16 protein-coding genes, 1 pseudogene and 1 CRISPR repeat array (1 of these 18 running past the window's edge) are annotated in these 19335 nt (G+C 37.1%); of the genes and pseudogenes, 10 read left to right on the forward strand and 7 right to left on the reverse strand.

Annotated features, from left to right (window positions below; translation table 11 throughout):
• Positions 1-2224: a CRISPR direct-repeat array (repeat unit 37 nt; unit sequence GTTTCAGTTGCTGGTTGTTTAGGTTATGATGTGCTGG); it begins 818 nt to the left of the window's first position.
• Positions 2225-2670: 446 nt separating this feature from the next.
• Genes cas4 through murD form a run of 7 tightly spaced genes read right to left on the reverse strand, consistent with a single transcriptional unit; the run spans position 2671 to position 11299 of the window.
• Positions 2671-3255, reverse strand: a complete 585-nt coding sequence (gene cas4 / locus AB8525_RS02965) for a CRISPR-associated protein Cas4 (protein WP_369178511.1) — start codon at positions 3253-3255, stop codon at positions 2671-2673.
• Positions 3236-3544: a CRISPR-associated endonuclease Cas2 gene (cas2, locus tag AB8525_RS02970; RefSeq protein ID WP_369178513.1), complete on the reverse strand. Its 309-nt coding sequence runs from the start codon at positions 3542-3544 to the stop codon at positions 3236-3238. The genes cas4 and cas2 overlap by 20 nt, the downstream gene beginning before the upstream one ends.
• Positions 3545-3551: 7 nt before the next feature.
• On the reverse strand, positions 3552-4538 hold the full coding sequence (gene cas1, locus AB8525_RS02975; RefSeq protein ID WP_369178515.1) for a CRISPR-associated endonuclease Cas1: 987 nt from the start codon (positions 4536-4538) through the stop codon (positions 3552-3554).
• Complete coding sequence (locus AB8525_RS02980; RefSeq protein WP_369178516.1) at positions 4539-5228, reverse strand: Fic family protein; 690 nt, start codon at positions 5226-5228, stop codon at positions 4539-4541. It lies immediately after the preceding gene.
• On the reverse strand, positions 5225-9850 hold the full coding sequence (gene cas9, locus AB8525_RS02985; protein ID WP_369178518.1) for a type II-B CRISPR-associated RNA-guided endonuclease Cas9/Csx12: 4626 nt from the start codon (positions 9848-9850) through the stop codon (positions 5225-5227). The genes AB8525_RS02980 and cas9 overlap by 4 nt, the downstream gene beginning before the upstream one ends.
• 22 nt (positions 9851-9872) lie before the next feature.
• The gene (locus tag AB8525_RS02990; RefSeq protein ID WP_369149988.1) at positions 9873-10019 is read right to left on the reverse strand and encodes a hypothetical protein; all 147 of its coding nucleotides are present in this window, start codon (positions 10017-10019) and stop codon (positions 9873-9875) included.
• A 29-nt stretch (positions 10020-10048) separates the two neighbouring features.
• Positions 10049-11299 (reverse strand): UDP-N-acetylmuramoyl-L-alanine--D-glutamate ligase, encoded by a 1251-nt coding sequence (gene murD, locus AB8525_RS02995; protein WP_369178520.1) that lies wholly within the window; start codon positions 11297-11299, stop codon positions 10049-10051.
• A gap of 60 nt (positions 11300-11359) precedes the next feature.
• Between murD and AB8525_RS03000 the strand changes: the two genes are divergently transcribed.
• From AB8525_RS03000 to AB8525_RS03045, 10 genes and pseudogenes are all read left to right on the forward strand, one after another.
• Entirely contained in the window at positions 11360-12028 is a 669-nt protein-coding gene (locus tag AB8525_RS03000) for a Bax inhibitor-1 family protein (RefSeq protein WP_369152506.1), read from the forward strand.
• Between the two features lie 22 nt (positions 12029-12050).
• On the forward strand, positions 12051-12578 hold the full coding sequence (locus AB8525_RS03005) for an RNA pyrophosphohydrolase (RefSeq protein WP_369152507.1): 528 nt from the start codon (positions 12051-12053) through the stop codon (positions 12576-12578).
• Positions 12579-12619: 41 nt separating this feature from the next.
• Positions 12620-13897 carry a homoserine dehydrogenase gene (locus AB8525_RS03010; RefSeq protein ID WP_369178522.1) on the forward strand — a complete coding sequence of 426 codons (1278 nt, stop codon included), beginning with the start codon at positions 12620-12622 and terminating at the stop codon, positions 13895-13897.
• A gap of 13 nt (positions 13898-13910) precedes the next feature.
• Complete coding sequence (gene thrC / locus AB8525_RS03015) at positions 13911-14975, forward strand: threonine synthase (RefSeq protein WP_369178524.1); 1065 nt, start codon at positions 13911-13913, stop codon at positions 14973-14975.
• A 6-nt stretch (positions 14976-14981) separates the two neighbouring features.
• Positions 14982-16169, forward strand: coding sequence for an AAA family ATPase (locus tag AB8525_RS03020; RefSeq protein ID WP_369178526.1), 1188 nt, complete (start codon positions 14982-14984; stop codon positions 16167-16169).
• Positions 16166-16723, forward strand: a complete 558-nt coding sequence (locus tag AB8525_RS03025; RefSeq protein WP_369178528.1) for a DUF4276 family protein — start codon at positions 16166-16168, stop codon at positions 16721-16723. Before AB8525_RS03020 ends, AB8525_RS03025 begins: the two co-directional genes overlap by 4 nt.
• Positions 16711-17598: a cysteine synthase CysM gene (cysM, locus tag AB8525_RS03030; protein WP_369178530.1), complete on the forward strand. Its 888-nt coding sequence runs from the start codon at positions 16711-16713 to the stop codon at positions 17596-17598. The genes AB8525_RS03025 and cysM overlap by 13 nt, the downstream gene beginning before the upstream one ends.
• Before the next feature lie 24 nt (positions 17599-17622).
• Positions 17623-17772 carry a hypothetical protein gene (locus tag AB8525_RS03035; protein ID WP_369150368.1) on the forward strand — a complete coding sequence of 50 codons (150 nt, stop codon included), beginning with the start codon at positions 17623-17625 and terminating at the stop codon, positions 17770-17772.
• A complete protein-coding gene (locus AB8525_RS03040; RefSeq protein ID WP_369178532.1) occupies positions 17773-18675 on the forward strand; it encodes a DMT family transporter in 903 nt (300 codons plus the stop codon).
• Between the two features lie 111 nt (positions 18676-18786).
• Positions 18787-19311 (forward strand): annotated as a pseudogene (locus tag AB8525_RS03045) (pyridoxal-phosphate dependent enzyme); the annotation flags it as partial.
• Between the last annotated feature and the right edge of the window lie 24 nt (positions 19312-19335).

Genomic DNA, 19335 nt, shown 5'->3' on the forward strand with positions numbered 1-19335 from the left:
GCTAATAATGCTGTTGACTCTCATAAATATCAGTTGTTTCAGTTGCTGGTTGTTTAGGTTATGATGTGCTGGTGGGAATTAACAAAGTAATATTAATTGGAAATATTGTTTCAGTTGCTGGTTGTTTAGGTTATGATGTGCTGGCATTGCGACCTTACTGTAGGAGTAATGGACTTAATGTTTCAGTTGCTGGTTGTTTAGGTTATGATGTGCTGGCCAATGACTTGTAGTGCAAGACTTGTTTTGCTTGGTTTCAGTTGCTGGTTGTTTAGGTTATGATGTGCTGGCTCCCTCCCTCCCTCACTTGTTCGCTCGGTCGGGGTTTCAGTTGCTGGTTGTTTAGGTTATGATGTGCTGGTAATGCAACTGTGTCAGGAGTAGGGGAGCCACCAAGTTTCAGTTGCTGGTTGTTTAGGTTATGATGTGCTGGATTTGAAATAATTTCAACATACAATACAACTGAAGTGTTTCAGTTGCTGGTTGTTTAGGTTATGATGTGCTGGTTAACATCGCCGTGAATGTCGCCAATTTGACAGCGTTTCAGTTGCTGGTTGTTTAGGTTATGATGTGCTGGAGGACAATAAAATGGAAAACAAAATAGAAATGAAGCGTTTCAGTTGCTGGTTGTTTAGGTTATGATGTGCTGGCATTGGCACTAAACCTAGAGGCTAATTCAGTAACATGTTTCAGTTGCTGGTTGTTTAGGTTATGATGTGCTGGGGTCATAGTTTGCTGGTTTGGCGAACATCTCTTGCGTTTCAGTTGCTGGTTGTTTAGGTTATGATGTGCTGGATTGAAATTCTTACTACTTCACTTGCAGTGCTTAATGGTTTCAGTTGCTGGTTGTTTAGGTTATGATGTGCTGGTGGCAGCCTGGTGTGTTGCAGGTTGGGGCTTCGGGTTTCAGTTGCTGGTTGTTTAGGTTATGATGTGCTGGTTATTGGCGGCACTGGCTCTGGTAAGACTTTTCAGTTTCAGTTGCTGGTTGTTTAGGTTATGATGTGCTGGCCAGTTTTCCCAGCCTTATCCAAACTGATTGTTAGTTTCAGTTGCTGGTTGTTTAGGTTATGATGTGCTGGAACAGCCAAACAAATTTTTAACAAAAACAACTAGTTTCAGTTGCTGGTTGTTTAGGTTATGATGTGCTGGTAAGAAAAAAAACCAATAGACCGTCTTTAATGGGTTTCAGTTGCTGGTTGTTTAGGTTATGATGTGCTGGATAATCGGTGATTTGTTTCTTGTGTTGCTCTCGTTGTTTCAGTTGCTGGTTGTTTAGGTTATGATGTGCTGGAACATTCCTTCACCGTGTATGTTATTCCAGTAGTAGTTTCAGTTGCTGGTTGTTTAGGTTATGATGTGCTGGAAAGTAGATAAAATAAATACCATTGAGCAATTAGGTTTCAGTTGCTGGTTGTTTAGGTTATGATGTGCTGGACTATCTGTTCTCATTGCATAATTCATAATTAGAGGTTTCAGTTGCTGGTTGTTTAGGTTATGATGTGCTGGAAGGCTCGGCGGATTTGTTCTTGTCGGTTAGACTTGTTTCAGTTGCTGGTTGTTTAGGTTATGATGTGCTGGAATACCAGCGATTGCACCAGCGGCTTTTGTGGGCAGTTTCAGTTGCTGGTTGTTTAGGTTATGATGTGCTGGTATCTCCGCTAAAGTGTTGCTTGGTCATTGCGTAGTTTCAGTTGCTGGTTGTTTAGGTTATGATGTGCTGGCTGGTCAGAGAGTTGTAAAATAGAATTTGGGTGCGTTGTTTCAGTTGCTGGTTGTTTAGGTTATGATGTGCTGGTCTCAAAACATTCCACACGACCACCCATATAGTAGTTTCAGTTGCTGGTTGTTTAGGTTATGATGTGCTGGTGTAAGATTGACCAGGGTCAAAATCGTATTCTAGTTTCAGTTGCTGGTTGTTTAGGTTATGATGTGCTGGAATTAACCCGCGGAACATTTGAACACTGCAACGATTATAGTTTCAGTTGCTGGTTGTTTAGGTTATGATGTGCTGGCGTCTTTGTGCCAGAGGACGACTAGGAATGGGACGTTTCAGTTGCTGGTTGTTTAGGTTATGATGTGCTGGTTTAAAACAGGCAATAACGCCACAACCAAAGAGGTTTCAGTTGCTGGTTGTTTAGGTTATGATGTGCTGGGAATCTGCAGACGATAGATTTATCGGTAACGAATGTTTCAGTTGCTGGTTGTTTAGGTTATGATGTGCTGGCTCGGCTTAAAACTCTTACACAGTAAGGATTTTAAAAGTTGGGAAAAGGATGTTTTTACGAAGTTCATAAAAATATTAAAAAGTGTTGAATTTTGCGAAGTTTTTTTGTTATAATTTCTCACTAGTGACAGCACATCATAACCTAAACAACGATGCACTGAAATCATCTAAAATAAATTTTGACCCGATCTCTGTATTGCACATATCGGGTTTTTTATTGTCTAAAACTAATGGAAGTATTATACCTTAATTCAAAAATAGAATGAATTAATATGGCGTTAAACCTTATTATTACAGTATTTTTAGGAAATATTATACTAGCAAGGGCGGAGGTCAAATGTGCATTTTTTTATTTTAGAATAATACTATTTTCAAAAAGCAATGAGACTAAAAAATGCTGATAATTGCTTATTTTAGTGTGCTTAAAAAATCAAGGATAAAATCGTTTAGCGATCGTTACAATGGTTTAGATATTCACATTGGGTGCATTGTGCAGGGGTTGCTGGGCTATCTGGCATATAAGAATTTTCTAAATCATTTAGGATTTTATCTCTAATTATCATTACTTGCTGTATGCGTTTTTCGTCAAAATTGATTTGATGGGTTTTGCCTCTAGTTTCATACAGGATAAACCCCATTTGGCAAGGTAAATCGTATTTTTCTTGTAGTAATAGTCCGTAGGCGGTGAGTTGCAGGATTTGTCCTTTCATTGGCTTGCTACCGCCTAATTTAAACTCTATTGGATAGATGTATTCTTGGGTATTTAAAATACTGTCAACAACACCATGTAAAGCAAAACTGTCTGAGGTTACAAACTCATTAAATGCTTGGGTGGCTTGTTCTAAATTAAAGCGTTTTAAGGTGCGGTGTTTAAAGACTTTTTGTTGTTTTTGATGTAGGTCTTCACCTTGCTTTACCCATTGTGGTCTTTTGGGATTGAGTTTTAATAATTCTTGAAAATAAGGGATTCTAGGGCAAAAACAATATTGACGAATAAGGCTAATTGGCAAACTATAAGACATAATATTCATGGGGATTTTTAGGAAAATCGTCCTTGTCATAACCAATGGAATTATTTTGATTAACTTGCTCTGAGAGTGCAATTCTAGCGACAAAGGCTTTATCAGTTTTCTGGCAATATTCTTTTAGTAGTCGTTTCACACTGTCTTCTTCCGCTTTATTTAGGTGCCCCCAAAATACGGATTTTTGAATGGGTTGAAGACTGATGTCTTTGAGTTTTTTGAATAATTTGGTGCGATTTTTGCTGTTTTCTATATCATAAGCCACCATTACTTCATTGTGTAGTTTTGCTTGAGCCATAAAATTATTACCACCTAAATCGATAAGATTTATATTTTTTATCATCAGAAAAATGCCCTGCCAAATGATAAACTTGTCTTTGTAAAATGCTTTCTAGGCGCATTTTTCGTTTTTTATAATGATATTTGGTGTTAAAGGTTTTGTGAATATCTGTAATAATTTTCTTTTTTATAGTAGGTGTTAAATCATTTCTCCCTTCTAATTGGGTGCGTAATTTAATAATATTTCTATCGACCACCCAAGCACGATACTCTTCCATAACATCTAAAACTAATGAGGGTTTTCCTGCTCTAACCGTGTGAAAAAACCCACAATAAGGTTCTAATCCAGCATTTAAAATTGCATTCCAAATATACGAGGTTAAAATTGCATAGCCATAATTTAATGCTTTGTTGCCAACATCTTGTGCTTGTCGTCCGATTCTATTTTTAAAATCATTTGGCATTAAATCACATTCAACCAAGCATTGCCAATATTGTGTTGCTGCTTGCCCTTCTAACCCTAATAATATCGCACTCCATTTATCAAAATTTTGCCATTTTCTGTATTTTATTTGAGTCAAAATGCTGTTTAATCGCTCGGCAGTTTTGTCAATGGTGTCCTTATGTTGTTGGTGGTATTTTTTAAAATAAAGCAGGGTTGCCCGTTGATTTTTAATTTTTCCTGCAATGACTGATGCTGATAGCGTTGATACTTTAACGGTTTTGATAAATTCAAACTGATTTTGTCGAACACGCACGACTGCGTGCTGCCCTGTGCCACTCAAACAGGCGATATTTTCATTTTTGAAATCTTGAATGAAAAATTTAATCCCTCTATTGGCACAGGCGATAATCACATCTGAGGAAAAACTGACACCTCGCTTGGCAATTTGAATGCTTTTTAAGCGATTCAGTGGGTATTCCCGAGTAAATCCTTCGTGTTTGACAGTTAGACATTCACTGGTTACGCCAATAAATTGTCCGTATTCACTTAGGGTTAAGTGTGCGTGCATTTACTCCGCCATTATTTTCAAATGATGAGCGTTCAAACAAGAACGCATAAATGCTTGCATTGGCATTTCGTCATCGCTTGGGTAAAAATCCAGCATTAATTGATTAAATTCTAGTTGTTTGCTGGCTGGCAGGTTAATCACGGGCAAGCCATTTGTCAGTAATATGCCATTCATCATCAGCCTCCCCGTGCGTTTGTTGCCGTCATAAAAAAACTGATTGCGTGCCATTTGCAAAAATAGACTGACAGCGTATTGATAAATACCGTCAATATCATTAGGCAAGCTTTTTTCTGCCAATACTCGCCATAAATCCGCTAATTTTGTATGGTCGGGTGGTAAATAATCCGTGCCTGCAATGCTCACGCCACCCGACCTAAACTCAGCCCAAGTTAATGCTTCTTGCTGGGCTACTTTTGCCTGCATTTGACAAACGAACTGAGCTGATAAATCAAAATCTTGTTTTTCAATGACTGCAAATAAGAATTGCCACGCTTTAATTTGATTTTGCGTTATCAATTCATCTGTTTGCTTGTGTCCGCCCACTGTTACCCCGTCCAACAAGGTTTGCACCTCTGGCAAAGTGTAATTCACACCTTCTAAGTTAACCGCATCAAAAACCAATTCGCTGAGTTGCTTTTTGGCGAGGAATAGGGCTTTTTTGGGGTTGGGGTTTAGGGTGGATAAATTCATTTTATGGGTCTGCCTTGTTGATAAGCGGTTTTCATACTTTTAGATAAACTGGTTCTGTACGCTAGTTCTACACTATTTTTTAATACTTGAATAGTAAATTTATATGCCCAACGATTACTATTTCCATTGTCTCGTGGCATTGGTATTTGTTGTTGATTAATAAAATTTTTAAATTTATCACAGTCTATTTTTTGGTCTTTGTTAAAAGCAAAGGTAATGTCTGATGGGGGATTGTTAGAATCAATATTGCCATTAAACTTGCACAAATCTTTAAAAAGTTGATCCTCAATCAAAATCTTTATATCAATTCTGCCAGATTCTGCTAAAGTTAAATGACTGCTTTGAATATTATCAATATTTAAATCAACCTCCCTTATATTGCCAAATGATTCTACTAAATCGCTAGTATTACTTTTTTTAATATTAGGCTTTCCACTTTTTCCAATATAGGCAACATTGCGACTTTTCTTCAATCCAGCATGAAAGGTAACGCCTTCTTTTGTCATATTTACCTTGCCATTTTCATCTTTTTCAAATCCACAAGCATAGCCACCATCTGCAATACTGCTGACTTGATAAACTACTTCGCCCGTTAGGGAATTTTTGCGTTTAATTCTAAAGCCACCTGATGGATTTGATACAACTGGCAAAGAGTATTCTTTGCGTACTTGTTTATGCTGGCTACTATTTTTAATTTTATCTATATGGAAAAATTCTTTAAACAATGTATCCCAACTTGATTGCGGGATTAAGTCTGTCTTCTGCATAAACTCCATGCCAAAGGATGTGTTTAATAAATCACTGCCTTCTAATGCCTTCAACCCTTTCTCTGTTTTGATTTTTTTATTAAAAACGCCTTTAGGGATAATGCCAGATTTTTTAACCAATTCACCTTTATCGTTTCTTTTAAATAAATGCTCTTGGAGGTAATCAACACTTAAACTACTTTCTTTTGCCAAATCTTGCCAAAAATTGATCATATTTGGACTGCTTATTTCTATTTGTTCGGACTTTCCAAAACATTGTTTTAATGTAGTTTTATTATTGGCATAATCTATAATTGGGTAATTGATTAATGCTTCCCATTGGGATTTAGCAGGTAGCGTTAATTTTGAAACCTTAAATTTATTATCATCTAGTGCATTAATAAAAGATTTTTTACCTTGTCCTGTCAACAAAACACCTTTGATTTTCTTTTTCTCGACACTATAACGCAGTTTTTCTAGTTGCTGTGCTTGTTCAATTTCAGTATCACTACAAACTTCTTTGGCACATTTTTGCAAGTGATTTAAGGCTTTGGTTTTATCAATAGATAGATATTGATATTGCCAATTATCGGATAAATCGCCTGCAACAGGATGTTTGTCATTTTTGTTACCCGTATATAAAAATGGCTTTAATAATTCAAAATATGCATTGTGCTTAGTTTGTTGCTTTTCCTTGGCAATTCGTTGTTTTTTATCAAAGTCTTTAACGGTTTTTTTAAGTGCTTTTAACGGCTCTATTTCGTGGCAATTATCCAGTGCAAAACCATAATAAAGTTTTTCATCGTCTAATAAAATTGGCATAAATCGTTCACCATACAAGCCGTCTTTAAATATCTGTGTGGATTCTAGTTGTTTACGATATTTTGGCTTGCGTTTAATATGTTGAACCAGTGCATTTTGTGGCAATAAATCCTGTAACCATTGCCCTTTTTCACTTAACGCCGATACATTGGTCGTGGTTAATTCTTCGGCTATTTTGGGCGTTTGTAGTGCCGTGGCTAAAACCAAAGAAGCGTCCACAACATGAGAGAACGCCCCTTGTTTTGCTTGCTTTGCAAAACTGTCATTGTATTCACCTAAAACGGTGCGTAATTGACTCACTTCTTGGGCAGGAATTTGATAGGTTTTAACTTGAATATTTGGATATTTTTCTTGTAATAATTTTCTAATTTGTTTGCCTAGATAGCCCTGTGTGCCATTCACAAAGGTTTTATACCGGGTATTTAAAAGTGGGAAAGTCCGATTGTCTAACTCGCTGATAAATAAAGCGTGCCTCAGATAATTTTGTTCTTTTTCTTCTAAATTATGAAAACTGATTGAATCGTTTTCATTTAAACTCTTTATAAAATCTATGATATTTTGTTTAATATTGGTTTCATCGCCAAAAACTTCCTTTAAATACTTGGGTTTTAGTTGCTCAAATGCCCAACGGACATCGCCTTTTTGATGATTACCTGTGCCTGAGCAATAAATTAAATTGGCTTCCGAATTAAACACTACATCTTGATTTTTTTTAGATTGACTTTGGGGAATGATGTGGTCAATTTCACCACTTGTAATAATTTCATCTGTATAGGGGCAGTAAGTATTTTTCTTAATTCTGGTGTTTTTCTCTTGCCACAGGCTATCTTGTTTCTCTAATCCTTCTTTTGCACTATTTTTTTTCTTAGCATTGCTTTTAATTTCTGCCATATCTTGTTCAAACTTAAAGCGATTTTGTTCCATAAAAATTGGCACAAATAACGCATTTTTTTTATCAACATCTAATGCCTCAATTTGTTTAATTTTCATACTGGCAATTTCATAGGCTTGACGGCTAATAATTCTGTCCAATAATCCATCAAATGGACGAATGCTATCAGCAGTTAAACGAGAGGCGTTAGATTTTGTTATCTCTATCACCTCTCCTGCTTTGCTTAAAATCTCAGTAGATTGTTCTTTATCACGCCATGCATTTTCTTCGGTATTGAATTTATCCGTTTTACTAAATCCAGTAATTTCAGTTTCTAAATGATTATAAAGTTGGGCAATACTAAAAGGATTGTTGTATTTTTCTTGTTTGCCATGGTCTAAGAATTGATTAATTTTTTCAGCCACTAACTCAGTATTTTTAATTGCCTCATCAACCTCTTTATAATCTTTTTTATATTTAGCCCATCTGTCTTTTTGTGCTTGCGTAGTATCATTATTTTCCAACACATAATTGCGTTTTTTGATAGTCTGAACAATGTAATTAAAACCATTGCCATGCTCTTTACGAGTCTCTTCAATCTTTCCAGCCAAACTTTTAACGGTTGAGTTTCCTTTGATTTTTTGATGCCAGCATTGTTCTCTAAAATTAACCACATCCTCTTCTGTGAATGTTTCTCGTAGAATATGCCCGACTAATTTATGTGTTAGTTTGCCTTTATGTGGCGGATTAGTATTACATCTAAAAAATAAACTATTTTCATCTTCACTTGACCATAATCCTTGTTTGGCAACTGCCACTTCTGCATAATATTTTTTGGCTAATGCGATAATATTATCTGCCTGATTATTACTGTGTTGGTTTAATAAATCTTGGGCTTTTTTGGCATCAGGTGTATCACTACCTTGTTCCAACCAACGCAACTTATAAGGGTCTAATATAATCGTTCTGTCTAAAATTCTGTGCAATGTATCTGCTAGTATTTGTCTTGCTTTTGTATCTTGGTCTTTGCCCTTGTCCTTCTGCGGCTTTGCGTTGTTTTCCAGCCCTTCTTGAATATCTATTTCCGTGGTAATATGCTTATCTATTGGCGATAAAATATAATTATCTGCTAATAATTGTGTAATGTCTTCCCAGTCTGTTAAGTGCTTGTCTAGTCCCTGTGGCTTTAGTTTTAAAGTTAGGTCTTTAGGTGGTCGGCGATTATTTTGGTCTTCATAAGGGGGGATAGTTTTTTCAAGGTCTAGCACTGTCAAAATATCTAAAATATTGGCATTGCTTTTAAGATTCAATATATCTTGGCGATTTTGTTTTTCATTCTCTTGTTTAGCGTGCCAACTTCTCACCCATTTAAAAAATATCAGATGTAATTTATCAGGCAACCAAGTATCGCCTAATTTCATATTTTCATCGTTAAAGTATTTGCGTAAAACCCTTAATTGTAGATTACTGATATTGCCAATTAAATTGGCTAATTTGTTCGCATCTAAATAACTTAATAAGGGTGTTAATAAATCAGAATTTTCAATATCTGCTTTAATATTTTTTAAATAGATTGTTCGGTATTTATGTCCCTCATCTTCGGCTTTAATCTGTGTATTTAAAACAGATTTAATATTATCGTAAGCATTGGCAAATTCTTGCTGGTTTTCTTCTACCTCCTTTTTTGCTTCCTTTTTTGACAATGTTAAAACTGTTTTTAATGCTTTTGCTTGATTAATATTGTTTGAGATGGTCAAGAAGTCAGTATAAAAACTTTTTTTCTCTTTAAAAAATTCAGCGTGCTTTTTGACAAAATATTCAGCCACAAAAGATTGTTTAATTAAATCTTCATCTAGTCCCTCTACTAGATAAGTATAACCACGACGATTTAACAAGCCATTTAAATATTCTTGCTGTTTTAAATCTGGCTTAATATCGTATTCACTTAAAGTAAGTTTTAATAAACGCTTAGATAATTTACGGCGTTTATTGGTGCGAATTTGATGGCGTTTTTTGGTTCTATCAGCCTGCGACCAAGTAATATTGGTGCTATCTATAACAATGGTTTTTCCTTGCGTATTACCACTTGTTGTTGGATCTTCTCCCTGCTCAAAATGGTTAAGATAAACCCCCGTATTTTTTGCCCCCATATCAATGGCAATTGGTGAAATTATTTTACTCATATCAACCCTCTTATTTAATTTACTAGAGACCTTTGCATAAATAGGGATGATTAGCAAAATGACAGATTTTATTAAATTGGAAATTTTTTAAATCCACTCCTAGCAGGGCTAAGGGTGTTTTTAAAAAGTTTGTAATTTGATGAAAGATGGCGTTTTGATGATTATTCATGATGATTATTCATATTTATGCAAAGGTCTCTAAATTTTACCCCCTAAATTATTTACACACTGTTTAAATATATTTCCCCGCTGCTCAAAATCATCAAACATATCAAAACTCGCACAGGCTGGAGATAATAATACTGCTTCGCAATCTGTATTACTGGCAATATCAACGGCGGCTTGCATTGAGGTGGCGTGGGTTTGAGGGGTTTTGATGTTGGTTTTAAATATTTTGGTGCTTTGTCCGATGAGGATGACGCTGGTGATGTGTTGATTGATAAGGGCGAATAGTTCGCTGTAGTCTTCGTCTTTTGCGATGCCACCGAGGATGAGGCTGATGGTTTTGTGTTTGTGGATTAACGCTTTAATGGCTTTGATGGTGGAGATGGCATTGGTGGCTTTTGAGTCGTTGTAATAATCAATGTTTTGCTTTCTTACTACCCATTCTAGACGGTGTTCTAAGCCTTTAAAGGTTTTAATGGTTGCAATCATTGAGTCGGTATTAAGTCCGATTTGGTCGCCCAAGGAGAGTGCGGCTAAGATGTTGGTAATATTGTGTTTGCCAATGAGTTTCATTTCATCGACAGCCATCAACATGTCATCACCTTTTAAAAAATAACAACTGCCGTGGCAGGTAACAGTGCCAAAATCGGTGGCTTGTTTGGGCATATCTATGCCGAAACATTTGGCATTGTCTATTTTTGAGGTGAGTGACTCATCTAGGTTAATGATGGGGTGTTGGCAATATCGGTATAGGCTGAGTTTGGACTTAACATAATGATCGAAATCGGGGTATCGGTCTAGATGGTCAGGGGTGATATTCAGCACCACGCCGGTTAATAAATTGAGTGTTTGGGTGTAATCAAGCTGATAACTTGAAAGTTCAAGCACATAAAAATCAACATCGGAGGATAGGCAATCAAGTGCGGGTTTTCCGATATTGCCACCCACTGCGACTTTTTTGCCATCATTGGCGACCATTTCACCAAGTAATTGAGTAACGGTTGATTTGCCATTAGAGCCAGTAATACCAATAATCGGTGCTTTTGTATAGCGTGAAAACAGTTCAATATCGCTGGTAACGGGAATATTTTGTGCTCTTGCCCAAATAACAATATTTTGCGTTTGGGGAATACCAGGTGAGATGAAAATCTCGTCAATGCTTTGCAAGATATTATGGTCGTCAATGTCTCGGGTGTCTTTAATTAACTGGAAGGCAATACCTTGACCCTTTAAAAACCGTGCAATAGACTGTGCAGTTTTGCCATTACCTAAAATTAGTTTCATTGCAGGCTGTTTTCATAATAAAATGGCTATTTTACACTTATAAATAAAGAGGGAAAAATCATGAGTACATTTTCAACAACAGCTACGATGGGTAGTGTTCAAATTAAGAATAAAGTTTTGTCAGACACGATGAGATTATTGTCATACACATTAGTGTTTGGTGGGCTATCTTCTTGGTTTTCTGTAGTATCTGGTGCGGGTTTTGGCTCGGCAATGGTTGCGTCAATCATGGCATTAGCGGTGATTTGGTTTGTATTACCGAGAACGCAAAATAGCAATAAAGGTATTTTTACTGCCTTTGCTGTGGCGGGTTTATTAGGCTATTCAATTGGTCCAATGCTGATACATTACTTAGCAATGCCGAATGGTGCAAGTTTAGTGATGCAAGCATTAACAGGCACAGGCGTGTCATTTTTTGCGATTAGTTTTTATGCACAAAATACCAAAAAAGATTTCTCATTTATGGGTGGCATGATTTTCTTTGCAATGGTAGGTGTGATTGTATTGTCGTTAATTAATATGTTTTTTATTGAATCTTCGTTTGTGAGTTTAGCAATTTCATTTGCAGTCGTGCTGTTAATGGGTGCATTTATGCTAATGCAAATGTCATCTATTATTAATGGTGGTGAGACTAATTACATCTCTGCAACAGTTGGCTTGTATTTATCACTACATAATATGTTTGTGAGTTTATTGCATATTTTAGGTGCGTTTTCTGGCGACGACTAGCTTCCAAATTACACTATAAAATATGATTGACAGGGACGGATATCGTGCCAATGTTGGTATCGTTATTACCAATGATAAACAGCAGGTGCTTTTGGCTAAGCGCTATCAAAAAGAAGGCTGGCAGTTGCCACAGGGTGGTGTTGATAAAGGTGAAAATGAAATTGAGGCTTTGTATCGTGAGTTAGAAGAGGAAGTTGGTTTGACTGCTAAACATGTAGAAGTTGTTGCCAAAACACCGAAATGGTTGCGTTATGATTTGCCTGATAATAAGAAAAGTAAATATTGTGTGGGGCAAAAGCAAGTTTGGTTTTTACTAAAACTCACCGCCAAAGAAATCAATATTAAGTTAGACACGCACACTAAAGTTGAATTTGAAGAATGGAAATGGGTGGATTATTGGCACCCAATTGAGGCAATTATTGATTTCAAAAAACCAATTTATGAAGATATGCTCAAATCTTTAGCTCCTGTTTTGTTTAACAATAAGCACAAAATCCCTGCACAATATTCTCGTCCGCTTAAATGCGTGGCGATTACTTTGTCAAAATAATCGGTATAATCTAACTTTTTTTAGACCTTAATTACAAACATATGAACATCGGAATTTTAGGACTCGGCACTGTTGGCGGTGGTGTTGTTAATGTTTTAGCAAAAAATCAAACCGAAATTGCACGACGCACCGGCACAGATATTCAAGTCACACAAGCTGCCGTTCGTGATATTAATCAATCTCGTATTTGTCCAACTGACGGCATTCAGATGACACAAAACCCCACTGAAATCGTGAACGATGTGTCAATTGATGTGGTGCTAGAATTAATGGGTGGCACAGGCTTGGCAAAAAAATTAGTTGAAACGGCGCTGAATAATGGCAAACATGTGATTACTGCAAATAAAGCACTGATTGCCACACACGGAAATGAATTACTGGCTTTGGCAAAAACGAATAATGTGCATTTATTATTTGAAGCGGCGGTAGCGGGCGGTATTCCAATCCTTAAATCATTAGAGCAAGGCTTAAGTGCCAACCAAATTGAAATGGTAGCAGGTATTATCAACGGTACAGGTAATTTTATCTTGACAGAAATGCGTGATAAAGGCAGAGATTTTACCGATGTATTAAAAGAGGCACAGATCTTGGGCTATGCCGAAGCCGACCCAACTTTTGATGTTGAAGGCATTGATGCGGCACATAAATTAGCTATTTTGGCATCAATTGCCTTTGGTTGTGAATTGCAATTTGAGCAAGTATCTACCATAGGGATTAGTGAAGTAAGTGGTGAGGATGTGGCGTTTGCAACTGAATTAGGTTATTCTATCAAGCATCTTGGCATTGCCAAAAAAGTTAAGGGTCAAATACAGATGCGTGTGCATCCTACTTTGATTCCTAAAACACAGTTATTGGCAAATGTTGATGGGGTAATGAATGCAGTATTGATAAAAGGTAATGCGGTTGGACCAACTCTTTATTACGGTGCAGGTGCTGGCGATGAAGCCACGGCAAGTGCGGTGATTGCGGACTTAGTGGATGTGATTAAAGGCACGGTGAGTGGCGATATCTTTGGCTGGAAATCACTCGAAGCAATGCAAAATCAGCATCAAGATGAAATTGAAAGCGTGTTTTATGTGCGTTTATTGGCAACCGATGAAACGGGGGTGCTGGCAGATATTACTGCCATTCTTGCACAGCATAATATCAGCGTAGAATCCGTGGTACAAAAGCAAATTGATGCACAAAATAATGCACATATTGCGATAATCACCAACTTAGTAAAAACAAAAGATATTAATACCGCTGTTGCGACAATTCAAAGTAAAGATTTTATCCAAGAAGCGGTTAAAATTATCCATGTAGAAACATTAGATTAAAGAAAGGAGTAATATGAGATATACAGGACTAATTAACCACTATAAAGACAGATTACCAGTTGATGAAAATACCAAATTTATCAGTTTAGGCGAGGGCAACACGCCCCTCATTCGCTTAGAAAATATCCCCGCCCTACTCGGCAAAGAGGTGGATATTTATGTGAAATATGAAGGTTTAAATCCAACCGGCTCATTTAAAGACCGTGGCATGACCATGGCAGTTACCAAGGCAGTTGAAGCCGGCTCTAAGGCAATTATTTGTGCCTCAACAGGCAATACTTCTGCCTCAGCAGCAGCCTATGCGGCGCGTGCTGGCATTAAGGCATTTGTGCTAATCCCTGAGGGCAAAATTGCACTGGGTAAGTTGGCACAGGCAATGATGCACGGTGCTGTGATTATTCAAATTAAAGGTAATTTTGATGATGGAATGCGTTTAGTAAAAGAAGTGGCTGACCATGCACCCGTGTCTATCGTCAATTCAATCAATCCATTTCGCTTGCAAGGGCAAAAAACCGCCGCATTTGAGATTGTTGAAGAATTGGGCGATGCCCCAGATTATCACTGCTTGCCTGTGGGCAATGCGGGCAATATTTCCGCTCATTGGATGGGGTATAAAGAATACCAGCAAGATGGCAAAGCGAAAAAAACACCAGCAATGGTGGGCTACCAAGCAGCAGGTGCCGCGCCCTTTGCCAAAGGTGAATTGGTTGACAATCCCGAAACCATTGCCACTGCCATTCGCATCGGACATCCACAAAGTTGGGATTTAGCCCGTAAAGTAGAAAAAGAATCAAATGGCTGGTTTGATGCCATCACTGACGAAGCCATCTTAGCCGCACAAAAATTACTCACCGAGCAAGAAGGTATTTTCTGCGAACCTGCTTCTGCCACCTCACTTGCTGGGGCAATGATTGACATTAAAAATGGCAAGATTCCTGAAGGTTCTACCATCGTTTGCACCTTAACTGGGCACGGCTTAAAAGACCCTGATACGGCGATTGCACAATGTACAAATGAGATGATTTTAATTAATCCAGTAATGGATGAAGTTAAGAATGCGATTTTAAATAATATGTAAAAAAATATGAAAATAGAATCCATAAAAATTAAGAATTTTAAAGCATTTAAAAATGTTGAAATGCGGGATATTCCTAGATTTTGTGTGATTGTTGGGGCGAATGGTTCTGGAAAAACGACATTATTTAATGTATTTGGTTTTTTAAAGGATGCGCTAGCCCACGATGTTAATACTGCTTTTAATAAACGAGGTGGTTTCAATGAAGTTATTAGCCGAGATTGCACGGGCAATATTGAGTTTGAAATAAAATTTAGAGCGAAAGATACGGTTAGAAATAATCCAATTATTACTTACTCTTTAAGCATATCCCAAAAAAATGGCAAAGCAGTGGTGAAAAGAGAAGTTTTAAAATATCGTCGTGGTAGTTATGGAGCAACATGGCATTTTTTAGAATTTAGTAATGGTAAAGGTTCTGCTGTAACTAATGAGTTAGATGGTGATACAGATATTAACGAGTTAAGTAGAGAATATCAAACTTTAAAATCGCCAGATATTTTAGCCATTAAGGGTTTGGCACAGTTTGAAAAATTTCCAGCCGTTATTGCATTCAGTGAATTGATTGATAATTGGCATGTGTCTGATATCCATGTCAATGAAGCACGCAATATACAACAAGCGGATTATGCTGAGCATTTATCTACTTTGGGTGAGAATTTATCCAATGTCATTGATTATTTGCACAATAATCACAAATCAACACTGGATAAAATTATTAAAATCTTAAGGCAAAGGATTCCAGGAATTTCCAAAGTAGAGGTAAAAACTATTGAAACAGGGCAAGTTTTATTAAAAATCCAAGATGAGTCTTTTGATAAGCCTTTTGCAGTGCGTTACATTTCCGATGGAACCATCAAAATGCTGGCTTATTTGGTGTTACTTTATGACCCTAAGCCTTATCCGTTACTATGCGTTGAAGAGCCGGAAAATCAATTATATCCACACTTATTGGAAGAGTTAGCCGAAGAATTTAGAGCGTATGCCAATCGTGGTGAGCAAGTTTTTGTTTCCACTCATTCCCCTGATTTTCTTAATGCCATTGAAGTTGACGAGGTGTTTTTACTGGTCAAAAATAAGGGCTACACAACCATTAAACGCGCCGCTCAAAATGAGCAAATTAAAGCCTATATGGACGATGGTGACAAAATGGGATATTTGTGGAAACAAGGATTTTTTGATCAGTTAGGTAAGCAATGAATCTGGTTTGCTTCACTGAAGAAAGATCTGCAAAAGAAATGTTACAAATTGTCCTGCCTGAAATACTGCCTGATAATTTTTCGCACTCTGTTATTCCTTTTGAGGGAAAAAATGATTTAGATAAACAAATAGAAAAAAAATTAAAAAATTATAAGACTCCAAACACTGTTTTTTTAATTCTTAGAGATCAAGATAGCGCTATTTGCACTGATGTTAAGCGGGAATTACTAGACAAAGTTAATGAAAGTGGTAAAAAAAATGTATCCATTGTTCGAATTGCTTGTCATGAATTAGAAAATTTTTACTTAGGCGATTTATCGGCAGTTGAGCAAGCTTTTAATAAAAAATTATCCCTCAGTCAAACTTCTAAGAAATTCAGAAATGCCGATAATTTAGGTAACGCAAAACAAGAATTACAAAAAATAACCAACAAAGAATATCAACCCATATCAGGTTCAAAAGCAATAACGCCCTACTTAAAGTTAGATGGTAGCAACACATCTACTAGTTTTAATATGCTACTTTCAGGAGTTAAAAAATTATGCACTATTTAACCATAGAAAAAACTATAGGCAACACACCACTGGTGCGTTTGCAGCGTCTCAACCCTAATCCATCCAACACCATTTTGCTCAAACTTGAAGGCAACAATCCTGCGGGTTCGGTCAAAGACCGTGCGGCGTTCAATATGATTACTCAAGCTGAGGTGCGTGGTGAGATTGGCGTAGGTGATACGCTGATTGAGGCAACCAGTGGCAATACAGGCATTGCTTTGGCGATGGTGGCAGCGATTAAAGGCTATAAGATGATTTTGATTATGCCTGAAAACCTCTCACAAGAACGCCGTGATGCAATGACGGCGTATGGGGCTGAGTTAATTTTGGTGAGTGAAGCATTGGGTATGGAGGGCGCGCGTGACTTGGTAGATACAATGGAAAAAGACGGCAAAGGCAAGCAACTTGACCAGTTTTCCAATGCCGATAATTCAGGTGCACACATCAACAACACCGCTGAAGAAATATGGCGAGATACCAATGGCGAGGTTACACATTTTGTGTCTGCAATGGGTACAACTGGTACGATTATGGGTGTTTCTGAAACCTTAAAAAATAAAAATTCTGATATTCAAATTATCGGTGTACAGCCTGAAGACGGGGCAAAAATTGCAGGTATTCGTCGCTGGACAGCAGAATATTTACCAAAAATATTTGACGCATCTAGGGTAGATTCAATAATGGATGTTTCACAAATTTCCGCCGAACAAACTACCCGTGATTTAGCCACCAAAGAAGGCATCTTCGCAGGCATTTCATCTGGCGGTGCAGTCGCCTCTGCAATTGAACTATCCAAACAAGTGGATAACGCCACTATTGTTACCATCATTTGTGACCGTGGTGACCGCTATCTTTCTACTGGACTGTTTACATAAAGAATTAGAGACCTTTGCATAAATATGAATAATCATCAAAACGCCATCTTTCATCAAATTACAAACTTTTTAAAAACACCCTTAGCCCTGCTAGGAGTGGATTTAAAAAATTTCCAATTTAATAAAATCTGTCATTTTGCTAATCATCCCTATTTATGCAAAGGTCTCAATTAGATGTTTAAATTTAAACAAAAAGGTGCTTTATTTGGTCTTTTTCTTGCATTTTTAGGAACGGCTTTATTCTCCTTAAAGTCTATATTTATCAAATTCGCCTATCAACAAGGGTTAGATGCTGACAGTGTATTAATGTTAAGAATGGTGATTTCCTTGCCAATTTATTTGTTTATTATTGGATTTTTAAGTAAAAATAGCGTCCCTACCACTGCCATTAAAGACAACCTTTTAATGGTACTATTTTTAGGGTTTATAGGCTACTTTCTTGCTTCATGGCTAGATTTAAAAGGACTTGAATACCTTTCAGTTAGTTTAGAGCGCTTAACTTTATTTACCTATCCTGCTTTTGTCGTAATTTTAGGTGCACTTTTTTTAAGCACGCCATTAACTAAAAAAATCACCCTTAGTTTATTGCTAACCTATTCTGGCTTATGGTTTATATTCAATCAGGAAGCGAGCACACAGATGACTAACACAACAATAGGTATGTCATTTGTATTGCTTTCAGCATTCAGTTATGCACTCTATGTTTTGCTTAGTAAAAAAACTATTCATTTACTTGGCAGCCTTTGGTTTACTGCATTAGCAATGAGCGTTTCTAGTATTTTTGTACTCGTTTATTATGCCTTATTGTTCGATTTTAATACACTGAACATAACTGGTATTGCATGGTTTTGGGTGGCAATGTTAGCTGTTGTTAGTACGGTTATACCGAGTTTTATGATTAGTGAAGCCATTGCCAAAATTGGCTCAGCACAAACAGGAATTGTAGGCACTTTAGGCCCAATTATTACCATTGCTCTAGGTGTTTGGATATTTGATGAGTTATTTAGTTTGCATCATGCAATTGGGATCGTACTTGTAATAACAGGCGTGGCATTGTTAAGTGTCAAAAAATCATAATGAGGAAATATTTAGCCACTCAATTTCCAAGTAAGCTAAAGACTTATGTATCTTTGATATTGGCAAGTATTTTAACAGTAATTGTCATCACATCTTTCTTGGAAATAAGTGAATTTTCACTGCTTGCCTGTGGGCAATGCGGGCAATATTTCCGCTCATTGGATGGGGTATAAAGAATACCAGCAAGATGGCAAAGCGAAAAAAACACCAGCAATGGTGGGCTACCAAGCAGCAGGTGCCGCGCCCTTTGCCAAAGGTGAATTGGTTGACAATCCCGAAACCATTGCCACTGCCATTCGCATCGGACATCCACAAAGTTGGGATTTAGCCCATAAAGTAGAAAAAGAATCAAATGGCTGGTTTGATGCCATCACGGATGAAGCCATCTTAGCCGCACAAAAATTACTCACCGAGCAAGAAGGTATTTTCTGCGAACCTGCTTCTGCCACCTCACTTGCTGGGGCAATGATTGACATTAAAAATGGCAAGATTCCTGAAGGTTCTACTATCGTTTGCACTTTAACTGGGCACGGCTTAAAAGACCCTGATACGGCGATTGCACAATGTACAAATGAGATGATTTTAATTAATCCAGTAATGGATGAAGTTAAGAATGCGATTTTAAATAATATGTGATTTTTAGCGTATAATTATGCTAAT

The sequence above is a fragment of the Candidatus Thiodubiliella endoseptemdiera genome, assembly GCF_964212635.1.
In the GTDB taxonomy this organism is placed as follows: domain Bacteria; phylum Pseudomonadota; class Gammaproteobacteria; order PS1; family Pseudothioglobaceae; genus Thiodubiliella; species Thiodubiliella endoseptemdiera.

Bases quoted from the DNA above. Each gene is read 5' to 3' on its own strand.
- murD (WP_369178520.1), bottom strand. From the start codon at position 11,299: ATGAAACTAATTTTAGGTAATGGCAAAACTGCACAGTCTATTGCACGG.
- AB8525_RS02990 (WP_369149988.1), bottom strand. From the start codon at position 10,019: ATGAATAATCATCAAAACGCCATCTTTCATCAAATTACAAACTTTTTA.
- AB8525_RS03025 (WP_369178528.1), top strand. From the start codon at position 16,166: ATGAATCTGGTTTGCTTCACTGAAGAAAGATCTGCAAAAGAAATGTTA.
- cas2 (WP_369178513.1), bottom strand. From the start codon at position 3,544: ATGGCTCAAGCAAAACTACACAATGAAGTAATGGTGGCTTATGATATA.
- cas1 (WP_369178515.1), bottom strand. From the start codon at position 4,538: ATGCACGCACACTTAACCCTAAGTGAATACGGACAATTTATTGGCGTA.
- AB8525_RS03000 (WP_369152506.1), top strand. From the start codon at position 11,360: ATGAGTACATTTTCAACAACAGCTACGATGGGTAGTGTTCAAATTAAG.
- cysM (WP_369178530.1), top strand. From the start codon at position 16,711: ATGCACTATTTAACCATAGAAAAAACTATAGGCAACACACCACTGGTG.
- cas9 (WP_369178518.1), bottom strand. From the start codon at position 9,850: ATGAGTAAAATAATTTCACCAATTGCCATTGATATGGGGGCAAAAAAT.
- AB8525_RS02980 (WP_369178516.1), bottom strand. From the start codon at position 5,228: ATGAATTTATCCACCCTAAACCCCAACCCCAAAAAAGCCCTATTCCTC.
- AB8525_RS03040 (WP_369178532.1), top strand. From the start codon at position 17,773: ATGTTTAAATTTAAACAAAAAGGTGCTTTATTTGGTCTTTTTCTTGCA.
- AB8525_RS03010 (WP_369178522.1), top strand. From the start codon at position 12,620: ATGAACATCGGAATTTTAGGACTCGGCACTGTTGGCGGTGGTGTTGTT.
- AB8525_RS03005 (WP_369152507.1), top strand. From the start codon at position 12,051: ATGATTGACAGGGACGGATATCGTGCCAATGTTGGTATCGTTATTACC.
- thrC (WP_369178524.1), top strand. From the start codon at position 13,911: ATGAGATATACAGGACTAATTAACCACTATAAAGACAGATTACCAGTT.
- AB8525_RS03035 (WP_369150368.1), top strand. From the start codon at position 17,623: ATGAATAATCATCAAAACGCCATCTTTCATCAAATTACAAACTTTTTA.
- AB8525_RS03020 (WP_369178526.1), top strand. From the start codon at position 14,982: ATGAAAATAGAATCCATAAAAATTAAGAATTTTAAAGCATTTAAAAAT.
- cas4 (WP_369178511.1), bottom strand. From the start codon at position 3,255: ATGAATATTATGTCTTATAGTTTGCCAATTAGCCTTATTCGTCAATAT.